Here is a 13,279-nt window from a genome sequence, read left to right as displayed (position 1 = left end):
CAGCGTCTTAGGGGCCAAACGCATCCATATAACGGATCACGATCGGGGCCAGGATCAGCCCGGCGATTGCAGGCAGCATAAAACTGGCCATAACCGCCGACATTTGGACAGGCAACTTGTTGGCCTTTTCCTGTGCCCGCACCTCGCGCAGTTCACGCATTTCTTCGGCATAGGTGTTCAAAGCCGCAGCCAGGGGAACGCCAAACCGGGTCGATTGCAGCACAACGCTTACGAATGAGCTCATTTCCTCGATACCGGTTCGACGCGCCATACGCATCAGCGCGGTATCTCGGTCGCGCCCTGCCTGAATCTCGGAAAGCGCAATCAGCATCTCTTCGGACATTTCCGGCGCGACGAGCTGCATTTCGACCGCCACTTTCAGCAAGGCCTGATCAAAACCGAGGCCAGCCTCGATACCGATCTGAAGCAGATCCAGCATGTTCGGAAACGCATTTTCCATCAGACGCTTGCGCTCTTTGATCCGGGCGCCCATCCATAACTGCGGTATGAGATACCCGATTCCGCACAGTACGCCGACATTCCGGATAATCTCGAACGCGTTCAGGCTGGACGTATATTCCGCGATCCGCGCACCCAAGTTGTTTGCCGGTTGCCAGGACATCAGGAAGAGGAAGGCCAGCGGCAGGAACGTCGCCAGCCCCAAACGGATAAGATAGAAATTCACGATTGCGTTTTTGCTGCGAAATCCGGAACGCGCCAACACCTGCCCAACTTCGAAACGTACACTGGCATCGCTGGGTATCAGGGCCGCACTCAGCCCTGTCGGCGCTTCGCCCTCGACTTTTTCAGGAACTGCCCGTGACAAAGCCTGACGTGGTCGGCTTGACACCATGCGCTCTGCGGCTGTGGACCGTTCGCTAAGCGAGGACGAGATACCAAGAAACGCTACGACCGCACCTATCAGCACACAACCCAGAACCAGGATCTGCGTTGATAATTCGCTATCAAAAATCGAACTCAAATACTCCATCGAATACGCCTCTTCAAATCCGGAAATTCACAAGCTTGAACATCACAATCGCGTTCAGGACGATGGTCACTGCGATAACGCTCATGACTGGCACAAAGGCCGGAGAGTCCGCGACATCGCCATAATATGTCGGCGTCATGATGGTCATGAACACGGCAATGCCAACGGGAATGGATGACAGGATATAAGCCGTCATGCGGCCTTCGGCCGAGATGGCCTTGACCTTGCGACGCAATGACATTCGCGCTCGGATCACGCGGGCCAGCGTGCGCAAGATGCCGGCCAGGTCACCACCTGTGCCGTGCTGCATCATCAGCGCAACAGCTAGATACTGGATATCTTCTTCATCGATGCGGTCAGCCATGCTTTTGATCGCAGTCGTCAGTTCTTCGCCATAAGAGACCTGATCAACGACCAGCCCAAACTCAGTTCCAATTGGGTCAGGCATTTCTTCGGCGACACTTTGTAAGGTTGTGTTCAGTGGGTGCCCCACCTTCAATCCACGGGACATCAGGTCCAGCGCATCGGGCAACTGCTTGATCAACGCCGCCTTGCGCTTGCGCAACGTCACCCCCAACGCAACCAGTGGCGCGATCAGGAAAACAAGGGCGCAGGTGGGGACCACTTTCAACGGATCAGCCACCATAGACCCACCAATGGCCGAGATCAGAAAGGCTGCGCCACAACCGGCCAGAAACATTTCGGGAACCATGTTCAGGCCCGAAACCTTCAACGCCAGAGGCAAATCCCCCACCAGCGGGAAACTCCGCAACAGTGGCTTGGCTTCCTGCGGTTTCAACAGGCTGAGGACATCCTCACCCGACTTCCCCTCGGACAGCATCTGAATTCGGCGGTTGATCGCCTCTTCGCGGTTTTCGCCACGCCGCATAAACTGACGCAGCCCTTCAAAAGCAATCAGCGCACCCAGGAAAACCGCAAGCGCCAGAACAAACCTGACATCGAACCCGGCAACTTCCATTTCCGGGCCGATCAGGTTGTTGATGTTCAGGTTGGTCAGATATGACCTGATTTTCTCGAACATCCCGGACCTCCTTAGTTGAACTTGACCGTGGACAGGTCGACCCCGGCAGCCGCCAGTGCATCACTGGATTTTGGCCGAATTCCCGTGGGCATGAACCGGCCCAGAACCTTGCCGTCTTCATCCTTGCCTTCGCGCTTGAAGACAAAGATGTCCTGCATGGTGATGATGTCGCCTTCCATTCCAGTCACTTCCGAGATCGAAGTAACCCGGCGCGTCCCGTCTGACAGTCGGTTCAACTGAAGCACAAAGTGGATGGCCGAAGCGATGGTGGCCCGGATCGCCGAATGCGGCAGCTCCATCCCGCCCATCTGTACCATCTGCTCGACCCGAGACAGCGCATCGCGGGGACTGTTGGCATGAACGGTCGTCATCGAACCGTCATGGCCGGTATTCATCGCCTGCAGCATGTCGAAGGCCTCTGATCCGCGCACCTCGCCGACCACAATACGGTCAGGGCGCATCCGCAGCGCGTTGCGGACAAGATCACGCTGCGCCACAGCACCGGTCCCGTCCAAACCGGCTGGGCGGGTCTCCATGCGGAGAACATGTTCCTGCTGCAGTTGCAGTTCAGCTGCGTCTTCGATGGTCACGACCCGTTCGTTGCCACCGATATAGGAAGACAAGGCATTCAGCATCGTCGTTTTACCTGATCCGGTTCCTCCAGAAATCAGGACATTCATCTTTGCCTCGACCAGACCGCGCAACAACGCCGCGGCACTGTCATTCAATGCATCGTTCTTAACCAACCGCTCCATCGTCAGCGGTACGCGCGCGAATTTACGGATCGACAAGGCCGGCCCGTCCAGCGCGCAGGGCCGAATGATCGCGTTTACACGGCTGCCATCCTCAAGCCGCGCATCCACCCAGGGTTGGCGTTCATCAATACGACGGCCGACACGACTGACAATCTTGTCGATGATCCGAAGCAAATGACGTTCATCCCGAAAACGCGCCGAGGTTTTTTCCAGAATACCTGAACGTTCGACGAAAATCTGCTTGTGACCGTTCACCAGAATATCGTTGATCGAAGGGTCGGCCAGCAAAGGCTCCAGTGGCCCAAGCCCAAGCACCTCGTGCATCAGTTCTTCGACCAAAAGCTTGATTTCCTCAGACCGCATGGCCCGGCCCTCGGACCGCAACAGATCAGTTGCGTGTTTGCCGATTTCGCCCCGCAATGTGTCTTCTTCGACCTTGTCGATCACAGCCAGATTCAGCTTATCAAGCAGCGAGTTGTGCATCCGGGCCTTGAGGTCGATACGGTCCATCTCGCGCTCGCGCTCCATGGCACGGCGTTCGGCGTTCTTGACCTCGATATCAGCAACATTTCTGTTCGGCTGTTTCGTGTCCAACGGCACAACTTTTGGGGATTGGGATGTTGTGCGACCCGTTCTGTCAAATTCACGAAACATTCTGCTTTACCTTTTACTTAACTGATCTTCACATCTTCGGACTTCGATTTACTGTTTGCCCACGCGTGGCGGCAGAGAAACTGTGGTTTCCTGCGCGATGCGGCGGATGGCCCGTGTCAGAGGCGCCCGGTTTGAGACCTCTTGCAGAGGTACGCCCCGATCCACGCATTCACGAACGGTTCGCTCATCCTTGGGGATCCAGTGGGCGAAATCCTGTTCCAACAGCTTTGCCGCTGCGCGGTGGTGCGCGGCCGGGATCAGGGGTTTCTTTTCCAGGCTCGCAACCAGCTGGATTTCCAAGGCCGGGTTTTCGGCGTGATAGAAATCCATCAATTTCCGCGCTGACCGGATCGAAGGCACTGCGACATCCGTTACCAAAAGCAGCCGGTCGGCTTGCGACAACACCGGCGTAATCCACTCGACCAGAGCTCGCGGCAGATCAATAATCACATAATCATGGCTGCGCTTAAGGCTGTCCAAAATGGCCGAGATCTGTTCTTCATTAATGGCACTGAGAGGACCAAAGCGCGACGGTGCAGCCAGAACATCAACCCCACAGGGAGATTTGGTCATGGCCTGTTCCAGAAAGGCGCCATCGGGAATGCTCTCATCCATCGCCATCCGCCACATGGCGTCACTTTCCTCAACATCCATCAGGGCGGCAATAGATCCGAACTGAAAATCCAAATCGACAACCGCGACTTCGTTGGCGGCTTTCTTCTTGAAGAACCCTTCCTTGGCCTGTAGCTCGTTGGCCAGATTGGCAGCGACGATAGACGATCCAACCCCACCACGGGATTTGGCCACGGCGATCACTTTGCCCAGGGTTGCTTGACCGCCCCACACGGCCGGCAACTGCGCTTGACGGCGGGCCCGGATTGCGTCCACCTGCGGCACAATTTCCTCGTCGATCCACTTTCTCGGAAGAACGTCGTCGACACCAAGCTTTTTCAGCTGGCGCGCCTTTTCCAAGGGCAGATCCTCGTGGGCCAACGCAATGATGATCGCATTTGGCATACGGGCATCACAGATTTTCCGTGCGGTTTGCAGTAGGTCCCCGGAATTCTCATCCACATCGAACAGAACAACATCATGCTCTGCAGTCAGCGAGATCGCAGAGCCGTTTACCCCCGCAACGGTGTCCTGACGACCGGTGAACCGGCAGTTCGCCTGCCCCCGCAACGAGCCTTCTATGGCCGAGTAAATCTGCTCGTCCGGTGAAATCAACAATACTGAAATCTGCTTGGCACTCATTATGTTTCTCCTTACTCACTCGCCCCGGCCGCCAGATCTTCGGCGGGAACCGATGTGCTCATCGCGGGAAGAGAAATACTGTTGGGGGTATTTGACGCAGGTGTTGTGCCGTTCGACGCAAGAGCGGCCAGACCGGCGATTGGCATCATGAAGTTAAAGTTTACGTTAACAAGTTCGGCGGTAACGACCGGCGTATATGGCCCCCCTAAAAATCCAAGGCGCGCGTCATGCGAATATCCGATCTGTACGTTGGCGGCAGTCGTTCCCGGTGGCAGCAACATGCGGATATCATTCCAGACACGTGCGCCGTAATCCGTCGCGGTATTCAAAGGGCAGGGCGCAGGCAGGGCAGGCACGGCACAGACATTGCCACTGCGGCAGAGCACCCCAAATTTCGTACTTGTAGGAGCGCCGCTTGCCAGCGTGTGCTCGGTCGGCAACGCACCGCAAAGCGGAGGCCCAAGAGTTGCCAGCCTGGATGCTTTTTGCATCGCCTTCTGCGCCATGGTTGTCGACCAGAACAACCGGCCATAATCCACAATGCCGAACATCAGCAACAGGAACAGTGGAATGACCATCCCCAATTCGACCAGGGCGGCGCCACGCTCCTGACGCCGGAAGGTCCGCAGGATATGCGACACCCGGGTCATACGCCGAACACCCGGCTCTGATCCGAAATCACCGTGTCAAGCGTGCTAACAGCCCCGCCGAACAGGCCCAGAACATTGCCCAGGATAAAATCAATCTGGATTTTCGCGGTCACTTCGACCACTGAGGTCGGGTCAATACGATAGCTGCCAGACCGCGATATGCAGGTCGGGGTTACATCCACCAGCGTTGTTCCGACCGGCAAATGCGCCCCACCGCCCAGTCGGTTGGCGACAATATCTGTGGCCATTGCATCATAGCTTGCGACGCCGCCCGCGCTGCATAGATCCAGCGGTGCGATGCGAGCGATCATGCGTGACGCATCCCGTACGCCGGCAGATGTCGCCTGATGTATCCAGGTGATCCGGCTGCCCTCGATGATCACAACAAAGAACAGCAAGATAACCGGCAGAACCATGGCGAACTCGACCATCGGCGCGCCAGACTCGCAGCGCTGAAAGCGTGAGAGGAAGCGACCCAGCGGCTTCATCGGTACAGCCTCACGACATCGCGGAAAATGCCATCAACGGCACTGCCACCAACTCCGCCGCCAACCTGTTTGACCACCTCGACGAAGATGTCGAAATCCGAACCTGTGGATTCTTCAAGCGGCTGAAACAGAAAGACTTTTACGAATTCCTTCACCGGCACATCGGTGGCCCGCCCGGAAACCGGATTCGCGGTGCAGTCAATCGCTGCGGCGATCAACGTACGCCGCTCGGGATCGGTGCTGGGTTGGCCTGAACATTGGGCGCGGCCGGTCTCGTCCCGTCCGGTGACGATATCACCCGACCCGGCCCGGCTGACCTCATCCAGATATACCTGATACCGGGTGTTTCCTGTCGGTGCGCCCTGCGCATGCGGTGTCAGCGTACCGTCCGGTCCAACTCCATAATTCATAAGATTGTAAGCTGCTTGCCCTGACGTCCAGTTGCCATCGCCAAAACGGCTGCCATTGCAAAGACCACTCACCGGGTCAAAGCAATCATCCGGCGGCATTGGAATAGTATTGGTCGACAGGGTCGGATTGTTGTTCAAACATCCCCCACCAGTATGGTCCCAGCCCGAGATCACATTTGGGCCCGGTGCATAGTCTGGATCGTTCTTCAGTTGGTTCATGGTCGCCTGGAACATATCGAACCGCGAATTGTAGATCGCGCTGCCAATCCCGTTACGCTGACCGGGTTCGGTGTCGACACCGCGCTGAGACACGCATTTAGTCAGGTTCCCATTCGCAGCAATGAGGCAGATATACAGCTTTGAGCCGGTCAGACCGGCGCATGGTCCGTTTGGATTGATCCCGATATCCGTTGGATCCAGAAATCCGAAATTCCCCGGCCCCCAGGCCGAGTTGTTGCCGCCAGTACGCAATTTGATGGAAGCGCCGATATTGGCGCTGGAGGTCCAGCCCGACGGGATGCAGAACATCAACGGCGTTACGTCACAGGCATATGCTGAATACCCAGCGATCGAGACTGAATTCACCTCTCCGGACGGGCTGGCGACACCCAGCAAGCTGGCCAGCGATCGGCCAAAAGGCAGGAAAACAGTCCGTGGTGTCGCGGTCACCTCGACCAAGACGGCACGCGCCGGGTCTGTCGTCACAAAGGGCGTAACCGAGTCGTTATCGTCTGGGTCTGCCACCGGAGTAGGCAATCCGGTCAGAAAGCGAAGCGAAAAATCCGCAGAAGTTCCAAGGCTTTGGCTGCCATCCGCGAAAAACTGTTCGTCGTCGATCATGCCGGATGCCGCAGCTGTTGCACGTGTAATGGCGTCAGCATTGCCATCCAGCTCTCCTGCGGCGGCAAGCGCCACGTGGTCGGTATAGGCTTGCATGTCAGTTTGGGTAGAGGCGATACGCCCCAGATCAAAAGTCAGTGCAGCCATTCCGATCATGACGACCATGAACATGCCGACAAAAACCAGAATTGTGCCGTCTTCTTTGTCCCTGATTTTGCGTAGCGAAGTCATATCAACCTCCCTCGAAAGACCAACCTGACCTCAGTTCACCGGCTCAGTTGTTGCACTGGTGTTCCCAAAGACCTGAATTTCCTGAACGTCGGTTGCCCCACGGCGAACTTTCACAATCGGCCTGGGCGTGCCCTCTTCTAGCGGTGATTTTTCAAGGAGGATGTCGCTGAGGCGAACCGCTTCCAGCGGCTTATCCTCTTCTGTTTGCAGAGACCGCAGAGACAGGCTGAGCTGCCCGGCCTTCTGCGCCAGAGCCAACTTCTGACCTTCATCCGGGGTGACCTCGATCGTAACCGTGCGGGCAATGCCGGGTTGGTCAAGCTCTTCATCCGCGGTTTGGTCCACGCCGATGACCCGGATATTCTGCAGGATCGTCACTGCACGCAGTGTATCATTGGTGCCGCGGGTCAGAACAATGTCGACAAAGTCGCCAGGCGTAACAAATCCGCCTACCCCTGTCTGCGCGTCGACATTGATCGCCATCGCGCGGTTATTCTCGCCAATCGTCTGAACGATTGTCACTTTTTCACCAAAATCGGAAACTTTCGAGGTCAAAAGAATTTCGCCCTGCGCCAAAGCGCGCTTGGCCCGGCGAGGTTCTATGCCTGCGGCAGGCAGGACATCATCAAAGCTTGTAAAAACACCTGCAGGCACAGATGCAGTAGGCCAATCAATGGTCGTCAGCTTGTGCCCTTCGATCGGCGTTCCGAATGCGATATCTTCGGCCACGGCCACAACACGAACTATGGTTGGTTCACCCGCTGACTGATTCCTTCGGATCTGATCCTGCGCCAGAATGACTGCGCCACCCGCCAAACCTATTCCCAGGAAAGTCATCAAAAATGATTTAATACGCATGGTATCCTCCAATTCCCGGGAAAACTCAGGATAATTACTTAATTGGGCCTGAATGGCCAAACAGACCGCTTATGCAAATCAAAGGTGGTCTGGTAGGAAACTGACGCCCCACGCTTGCGAATGGGAAGTCAGGTTTTTTTCACTTGGGAAATTGGCGCGCAGCTTAAGGCGTTGTCCGCTGGGCTGCCGAGTTTGCATCACTAAAGTTGCTGCTGGTCGTGCCAGCCAAATTGGTCAGAATTGTCCCGCCGACGACAATCGCAACAAACAGCGCGATGCCATATTCAACTAGGGTGGCGCCACGCTCGTCTTTGCGCAGCTTCAGAAATACTTTGCGAATTCCATTCAACATTACTTGAACTCCAGACTGTTTTACCAAAGTGCGAAATCCCGCACTGACACGAGGAACACACCCCCGTTAACTAAATCGTTACCTATGAGGAGGTGCCGAAACCTCCCCACAAACGAAAAGAAATTCCCGCTTAGGGCGAATTTTCGATCATTTTGGGCGGAAATGCGTCAAATCGCGGACCGATTTACGGTGCGCGGCGGCAGATTTACCTGATCTCCCGTCAGAAAGAATCGACTGGTGAGAAGCTGCTCGGGGTCAATAAACCGGGCCCCGCGTCAAACGAGCAATCATTTGCAACCGATTGCAGCCACCAGACTAACTGGCTTAGTATCACGACATGAAAATGTCTGTCATCCCACCTTTCTTCTGCAGGTACGAAACATGAGCGTCACCCTAAAAGACGTCGCAGCTCTGGCCGGGGTGTCGCGCTCTGCCGTGTCGCGCACCTTTACCGAGGGTGCCTCGGTTTCGGCAAAAACCCGAAGCAAGGTGGAAAAGGCCGCGGCGGAACTGGGCTACAGCCCGAACGCTCTGGCTTCATCGCTGACCACGGGACGGACAAAGCTCATCGGGCTGATCTCGAACAATTTTCACAACCCGATTTTCCTTGAAGTGTTCGATCAGTTCACACGTGCCTTGCAAGAACGTGGATTACGCCCGTTGATCGTGAATCTGACGGATGAGACCGAGCCTGCCAATTCCGTTCGGATGCTGCGCCAATATTCTGTTGACGCTGCCATCGTGGCCTCTTCGACCCTGCCGCCTAGTTTCGCCAAGGCGTTTCACGATGCCGGTGTTCCGGTTGTGCATACGTTCGGGCGCTCGGCGACCTCACCAGAGGTACATGTCGTCGGGATCGACAATGTCGAATGTGGTCGCATGGCAGCCCGCGAGCTAAAGGCGCGGGGTTATCGGCGCGTTGGATATTTAGGCGGGCCAAAAGATGCGACCTCGGCCATGGATCGCTATCAGGGCTTTATGGAAGAGGTCGAAAAGCACCCCGATCTTGAGGTGACATACTCTTTCGCCGGGGCCTATTCATTTGAGGCGGGGCGCGCTGAAATGCTGGATCTGCTAAAGGGTCAACCAGCCGAAAGCTATTTCTGCGGCGATGACATTCTGTCCGTCGGTGCGCTGTCCGCTCTGTCGGATCACGGGCTGAAACCGGGCAAGGATATCGGGATCATCGGCCTGAATGACATGGAGATGTCGCGTTGGGAAAGCGTGAATCTGACGACCATCCACCAACCGATCAAGCAAATCATCACCTCGTCTGTGGATCTGGTGGAAGAGATGCTGAAAGACCCCGAGCGTTATCCCGAGGCCCGCATTTTCCCCTGCCGCGTAGTCGAAAGGGGCACGCTGCGCCCCCGCACCTAGTCAGCGGAACATAGGGGGGCGCGCATCCTTCCAGGCTCCGTCTTCATTGCCCGACGCAACGGCAGCATGGACCGCTGCGATAGACCGCACCCCATCCGCTGCGCCTGGCAACCCGTCGCGGGTTTCGCCACGAATGGCATCGGCCAGATCGCAATAGATGTTGGCCACAGCCAAGGGAAACCCTTCAGGATGTGCGATGGCCACCCGCGACAGGCGCTGGGCGTCCTCGTACAAGCCACCTTCGCCCTTTTCAATGATCTGTGTGCGGCCGCTGACCGGTGTATAGAGCAACTGGTTGGGCTGTTCCGAGGTCCAGCGCAGACCGCCGGTTTCACCAAAGACCTGAATGTCGAACCCATGTTGGCGCCCGATCGCAACGGACGAAGTCCACAAGCGCCCGACGGTGCCACGCTCTGTCCGGAAGTTGACCATGGCATCATCCTCCAGCACGCGGCTTGAGATGGTCGAGGCCATGTCGGCGGACAGCGACGTGACCTCATCATCGCAAATGAAGCTGGCCATATGCAGCGCGTGTATACCGCAATCCGCGAACTGCCCCGAGACACCGGCCATCGCCGGATCATACCGCCAGCGCACGCGTGGATTGTCGGCGTCAGTGGCATCCCCGTGGTGGCCGTGGCTGAAATTCGTCACGACCAGACGCACCTTGCCGATATCCCCGACCCTCACCATTGCACGTGCCTGGCGCACCATCGGATAAGCCGAATAGCAATAATTCACGGCGCATAGCTTGCCCGATGCTTCGGCGATGCGCACGATCTCTTCGCCTTCTTCCACGGTCATCGTCATCGGCTTTTCGCACAGAACGTTAAAACCCGCCTCGAGATAGGCCTTGGCAATTTCAAAATGGGTCGAGTTCGGTGTCGCGATTGTAACCAGATCGATGCGGTCGCTACGGTCTTTTTCACCGGCTAGCATCTCTTGCCAGTCGCCATAGGCGCGATCAGTTGCAACGCCCAGACGCTGTGCATATTCACGTCCCACGTCGGGGCGGTGGTCCAACGCTCCGGCAGCGAACTCAAACAGCCCATCGGCCTGTGCGCCAAGGCGGTGCGCAGGGCCAATCTGGCTGCCTTCACCGCCACCGATCATGCCCCATTTCAGCTTTGTCATGGTCTTGGTCTCTCTTTGGAAATTGGGTGGTGAGCTTTCAGAAATCGCTGATATCTGTCCATTGCCGTGCGTCTGACGAGGCCAATGCAGCCGCCAGAACGCGGTTCACATCATGCCCGGTGCGGAAGGTGGGCCAGATGTTCTCTCCCGAATGGATGGCCTGCAGAAAATCCTTGGCCTCGATAATGATCTGATCCTGATATCCTGTCCCGTGGCCAGGGCCCTGGCAAAAGGGCTCGTAATCCGGATGCGCGGGGCCGGTCAGGATCTTGGTGAACCCGCGCGTGGCCTCGGGGCCTTCGCGGCGATACAGCCACAGGGCGTTCTGATCCTCTTGATCGAACCGGATCGCACCTTTGGTACCCGAGATCTCATAGGCGTAACCCATCTTGCGACCCGTTGCGACGCGGCTGAAATAAAGGTTTCCCATGACCCCGTTTTCAAAACGGCACATCATCTGCGCGTGATCATCATTGGTAACTTCGCCGCCGGGGCGATGCCGGTGCACCGTCTCCACATCGGCCATAACCTGAGTGATCGGCCCGATCAGCGCCAACGCACCATTCACCATATGCGGAGCAAGATCGCCGATGGTTCCATTGGCCATTCCCGTTGTGCGCCAGGTTGCCGGGGCCTCGGGGTCGGCATAGAAATCCTCGGTATGTTCGCCACGGAACCATGTGACCTGACCGATTTCCCCTTCAGCAATAAGCTGACGCGCATATTGGCTGGCGGGGGTGCGGATATAGTTGAACCCAACCATGTTGATTGCACCTGTGGCCTCGGCTGCCGCCACCATCGCGCGGCTGTCGTCCAAGGACGCCCCCAAGGGTTTTTCGCACAGCACCGGTTTACCAAGGGCAAACGCCGCCTCAGCGATTTGACGGTGTGTCGACTGAGGTGAGGCGATCACAATGGCCTCGACCTTTGGATCCTCGACCAACATGCGCCAGTCATCGGTGGCGCGCTGGAACCCGTAGGCGGCGCGATAGACTTCCGCGCTTGCAGATGTCGAGGCACAGATCACCTCAAGTCGCGGCCGCAGCGCGGTGTCGAACACCGCACCTACCGCTGACATCGCGACGGAGTGGGCCTTGCCCATATAGCCGCCGCCAACAATTCCTATTCCAATTTCAGGCATCTGCCGCGGCCTCGCACATATCATTTGCAACCGGTTGCAAAATCAGTATCGTGTGAATCGATTCAACGCAAGGATCAACACACCTTGCCGACCCTTTTCGCCGGAGGAAATGACTTGACCGCTTTGATGGACGGTATCAAAGGAAACCGCTTTGGCGTCTTGGGTCGTGCGGGCATGGACCTGTTTGCCGATCCCATCGGCGAGAAAAGTGAGGATGCCGACGCGTTCCGGGCCGATCTGGGCGGTTCATCGGCAAATATATGTGTGGGTCTGGTCAAGCTGGGCAGTCGAGCGTCGCTGATCACCTCGGTATCTGACGACGCGGTCGCGCGGTTCTGCCTGAACCGGCTGGCGCATTACGGCGTCGATACGTCCAACATACGGGTTGTAAGGGGCGAATACCGCATGTCGCTGGCAATCTACGAAAGCCGGACAGAAGATTTCCAGAATGTCATCTACCGCAATGGCGCAGTCGATTTCCAAGTCACCGAAGAGGATATGGACCAGGTCGATTTCAGCTCCTTCTCGGCTGTGATCTCGGCCGGAACCGTCTTTGCGGCCGAGCCTTCGCGCAGCGCCACATTCCGGGCCATCGACACGGCCCGTAAGGCCGGTGTGCCCGTAATATTTGACATAGACTATCGCCCTTACAGTTGGCCCTCACCCGAAGTCGCGTCCGAGGTCCTGTCCCGCGCCGGTGACGCCAGTGATCTGATCGTAGGCAATGACGAAGAATTCGGTTTCATGGCGGGCGGGATAAACAAAGGGTTTGCCAAGGCGCAGGAACTGGCGGCCAAACCAGGCCGCGTGGTGATCTATAAAATGGGTGAAAAAGGCGCCATCACGCTGATGGACGGGCAGGAATTTCAGACAGGCATCTATCCGGTGACCGCCGTCAAGCCGAATGGCGCAGGTGACAGTTTCATGGCCGGGTTACTGGCCTCGGTTGCAGCGGGGTACTCGCTGAAGGACGCGGTGATGCGCGGGTCGGCCTGCGCCTCGATCGTCGTGTCTCAACCCGGCTGCGCGCCCGCGATGCCGACCACCGAACAGCTGGACACGTTTCTGGCCACCCATCCCGGCCCCACGGCATAGGAGA

At 57.2% G+C, this 13,279-nt stretch carries 13 protein-coding genes; 2 read left to right on the top strand and 11 right to left on the bottom strand.

Annotated features, from left to right (window positions below):
* Positions 1–7 precede the first annotated feature (7 nt).
* The 9 genes from AC2FHW_RS06760 to AC2FHW_RS06720 form a co-directional block, all read right to left on the bottom strand.
* Entirely contained in the window at positions 8–991 is a 984-nt protein-coding gene (locus AC2FHW_RS06760; protein ID WP_142635745.1) for a type II secretion system F family protein, read from the bottom strand.
* 13 nt (positions 992–1,004) lie between these two features.
* On the bottom strand, positions 1,005–2,033 hold the full coding sequence (locus AC2FHW_RS06755; RefSeq protein WP_496821669.1) for a type II secretion system F family protein: 1,029 nt from the start codon (positions 2,031–2,033) through the stop codon (positions 1,005–1,007).
* 11 nt (positions 2,034–2,044) lie between these two features.
* Positions 2,045–3,442 carry a TadA family conjugal transfer-associated ATPase gene (locus AC2FHW_RS06750; RefSeq protein ID WP_271948247.1) on the bottom strand — a complete coding sequence of 466 codons (1,398 nt, stop codon included), beginning with the start codon at positions 3,440–3,442 and terminating at the stop codon, positions 2,045–2,047.
* A gap of 48 nt (positions 3,443–3,490) precedes the next feature.
* Positions 3,491–4,696 (bottom strand): CpaE/TadZ family protein, encoded by a 1,206-nt coding sequence (locus tag AC2FHW_RS06745; protein ID WP_142635739.1) that lies wholly within the window; start codon positions 4,694–4,696, stop codon positions 3,491–3,493.
* 11 nt (positions 4,697–4,707) lie between these two features.
* On the bottom strand, positions 4,708–5,346 hold the full coding sequence (locus AC2FHW_RS06740) for a TadE/TadG family type IV pilus assembly protein (protein ID WP_142635737.1): 639 nt from the start codon (positions 5,344–5,346) through the stop codon (positions 4,708–4,710).
* Complete coding sequence (locus AC2FHW_RS06735) at positions 5,343–5,834, bottom strand: TadE/TadG family type IV pilus assembly protein (RefSeq protein ID WP_271948250.1); 492 nt, start codon at positions 5,832–5,834, stop codon at positions 5,343–5,345. The genes AC2FHW_RS06740 and AC2FHW_RS06735 overlap by 4 nt, the downstream gene beginning before the upstream one ends.
* Positions 5,831–7,315, bottom strand: coding sequence for a pilus assembly protein TadG-related protein (locus AC2FHW_RS06730; RefSeq protein WP_496821667.1), 1,485 nt, complete (start codon positions 7,313–7,315; stop codon positions 5,831–5,833). The genes AC2FHW_RS06735 and AC2FHW_RS06730 overlap by 4 nt, the downstream gene beginning before the upstream one ends.
* 30 nt (positions 7,316–7,345) lie before the next feature.
* On the bottom strand, positions 7,346–8,173 hold the full coding sequence (cpaB, locus tag AC2FHW_RS06725) for a Flp pilus assembly protein CpaB (protein WP_142635731.1): 828 nt from the start codon (positions 8,171–8,173) through the stop codon (positions 7,346–7,348).
* A gap of 163 nt (positions 8,174–8,336) precedes the next feature.
* The gene (locus AC2FHW_RS06720; RefSeq protein ID WP_271948255.1) at positions 8,337–8,525 is read right to left on the bottom strand and encodes a Flp family type IVb pilin; all 189 of its coding nucleotides are present in this window, start codon (positions 8,523–8,525) and stop codon (positions 8,337–8,339) included.
* Between the two features lie 381 nt (positions 8,526–8,906).
* Here AC2FHW_RS06720 and AC2FHW_RS06715 point away from each other — a divergent pair, with 381 nt between their 5' ends.
* Positions 8,907–9,905, top strand: coding sequence for a LacI family DNA-binding transcriptional regulator (locus AC2FHW_RS06715; protein ID WP_496693635.1), 999 nt, complete (start codon positions 8,907–8,909; stop codon positions 9,903–9,905).
* Here AC2FHW_RS06715 and AC2FHW_RS06710 read toward each other — a convergent pair whose 3' ends face one another.
* Both AC2FHW_RS06710 and AC2FHW_RS06705 read right to left on the bottom strand, forming a co-directional pair.
* A complete protein-coding gene (locus AC2FHW_RS06710; RefSeq protein ID WP_496821665.1) occupies positions 9,906–11,039 on the bottom strand; it encodes a Gfo/Idh/MocA family protein in 1,134 nt (377 codons plus the stop codon).
* 37 nt (positions 11,040–11,076) lie between these two features.
* Entirely contained in the window at positions 11,077–12,180 is a 1,104-nt protein-coding gene (locus AC2FHW_RS06705) for a Gfo/Idh/MocA family protein (RefSeq protein WP_496728581.1), read from the bottom strand.
* A gap of 126 nt (positions 12,181–12,306) precedes the next feature.
* On the opposite strand from AC2FHW_RS06705, the gene iolC reads away from it, so the two are divergent.
* A complete protein-coding gene (iolC, locus tag AC2FHW_RS06700) occupies positions 12,307–13,275 on the top strand; it encodes a 5-dehydro-2-deoxygluconokinase (RefSeq protein ID WP_282021694.1) in 969 nt (322 codons plus the stop codon).
* The last annotated feature ends 4 nt before the right edge of the window (positions 13,276–13,279 follow it).

The sequence above is a fragment of the Ruegeria sp. YTSA108 genome (assembly GCF_059610185.1).
The sequence above is the reverse complement of the archived record's forward strand: the minus strand, read 5'-3'. Positions and strand labels throughout refer to the sequence as shown.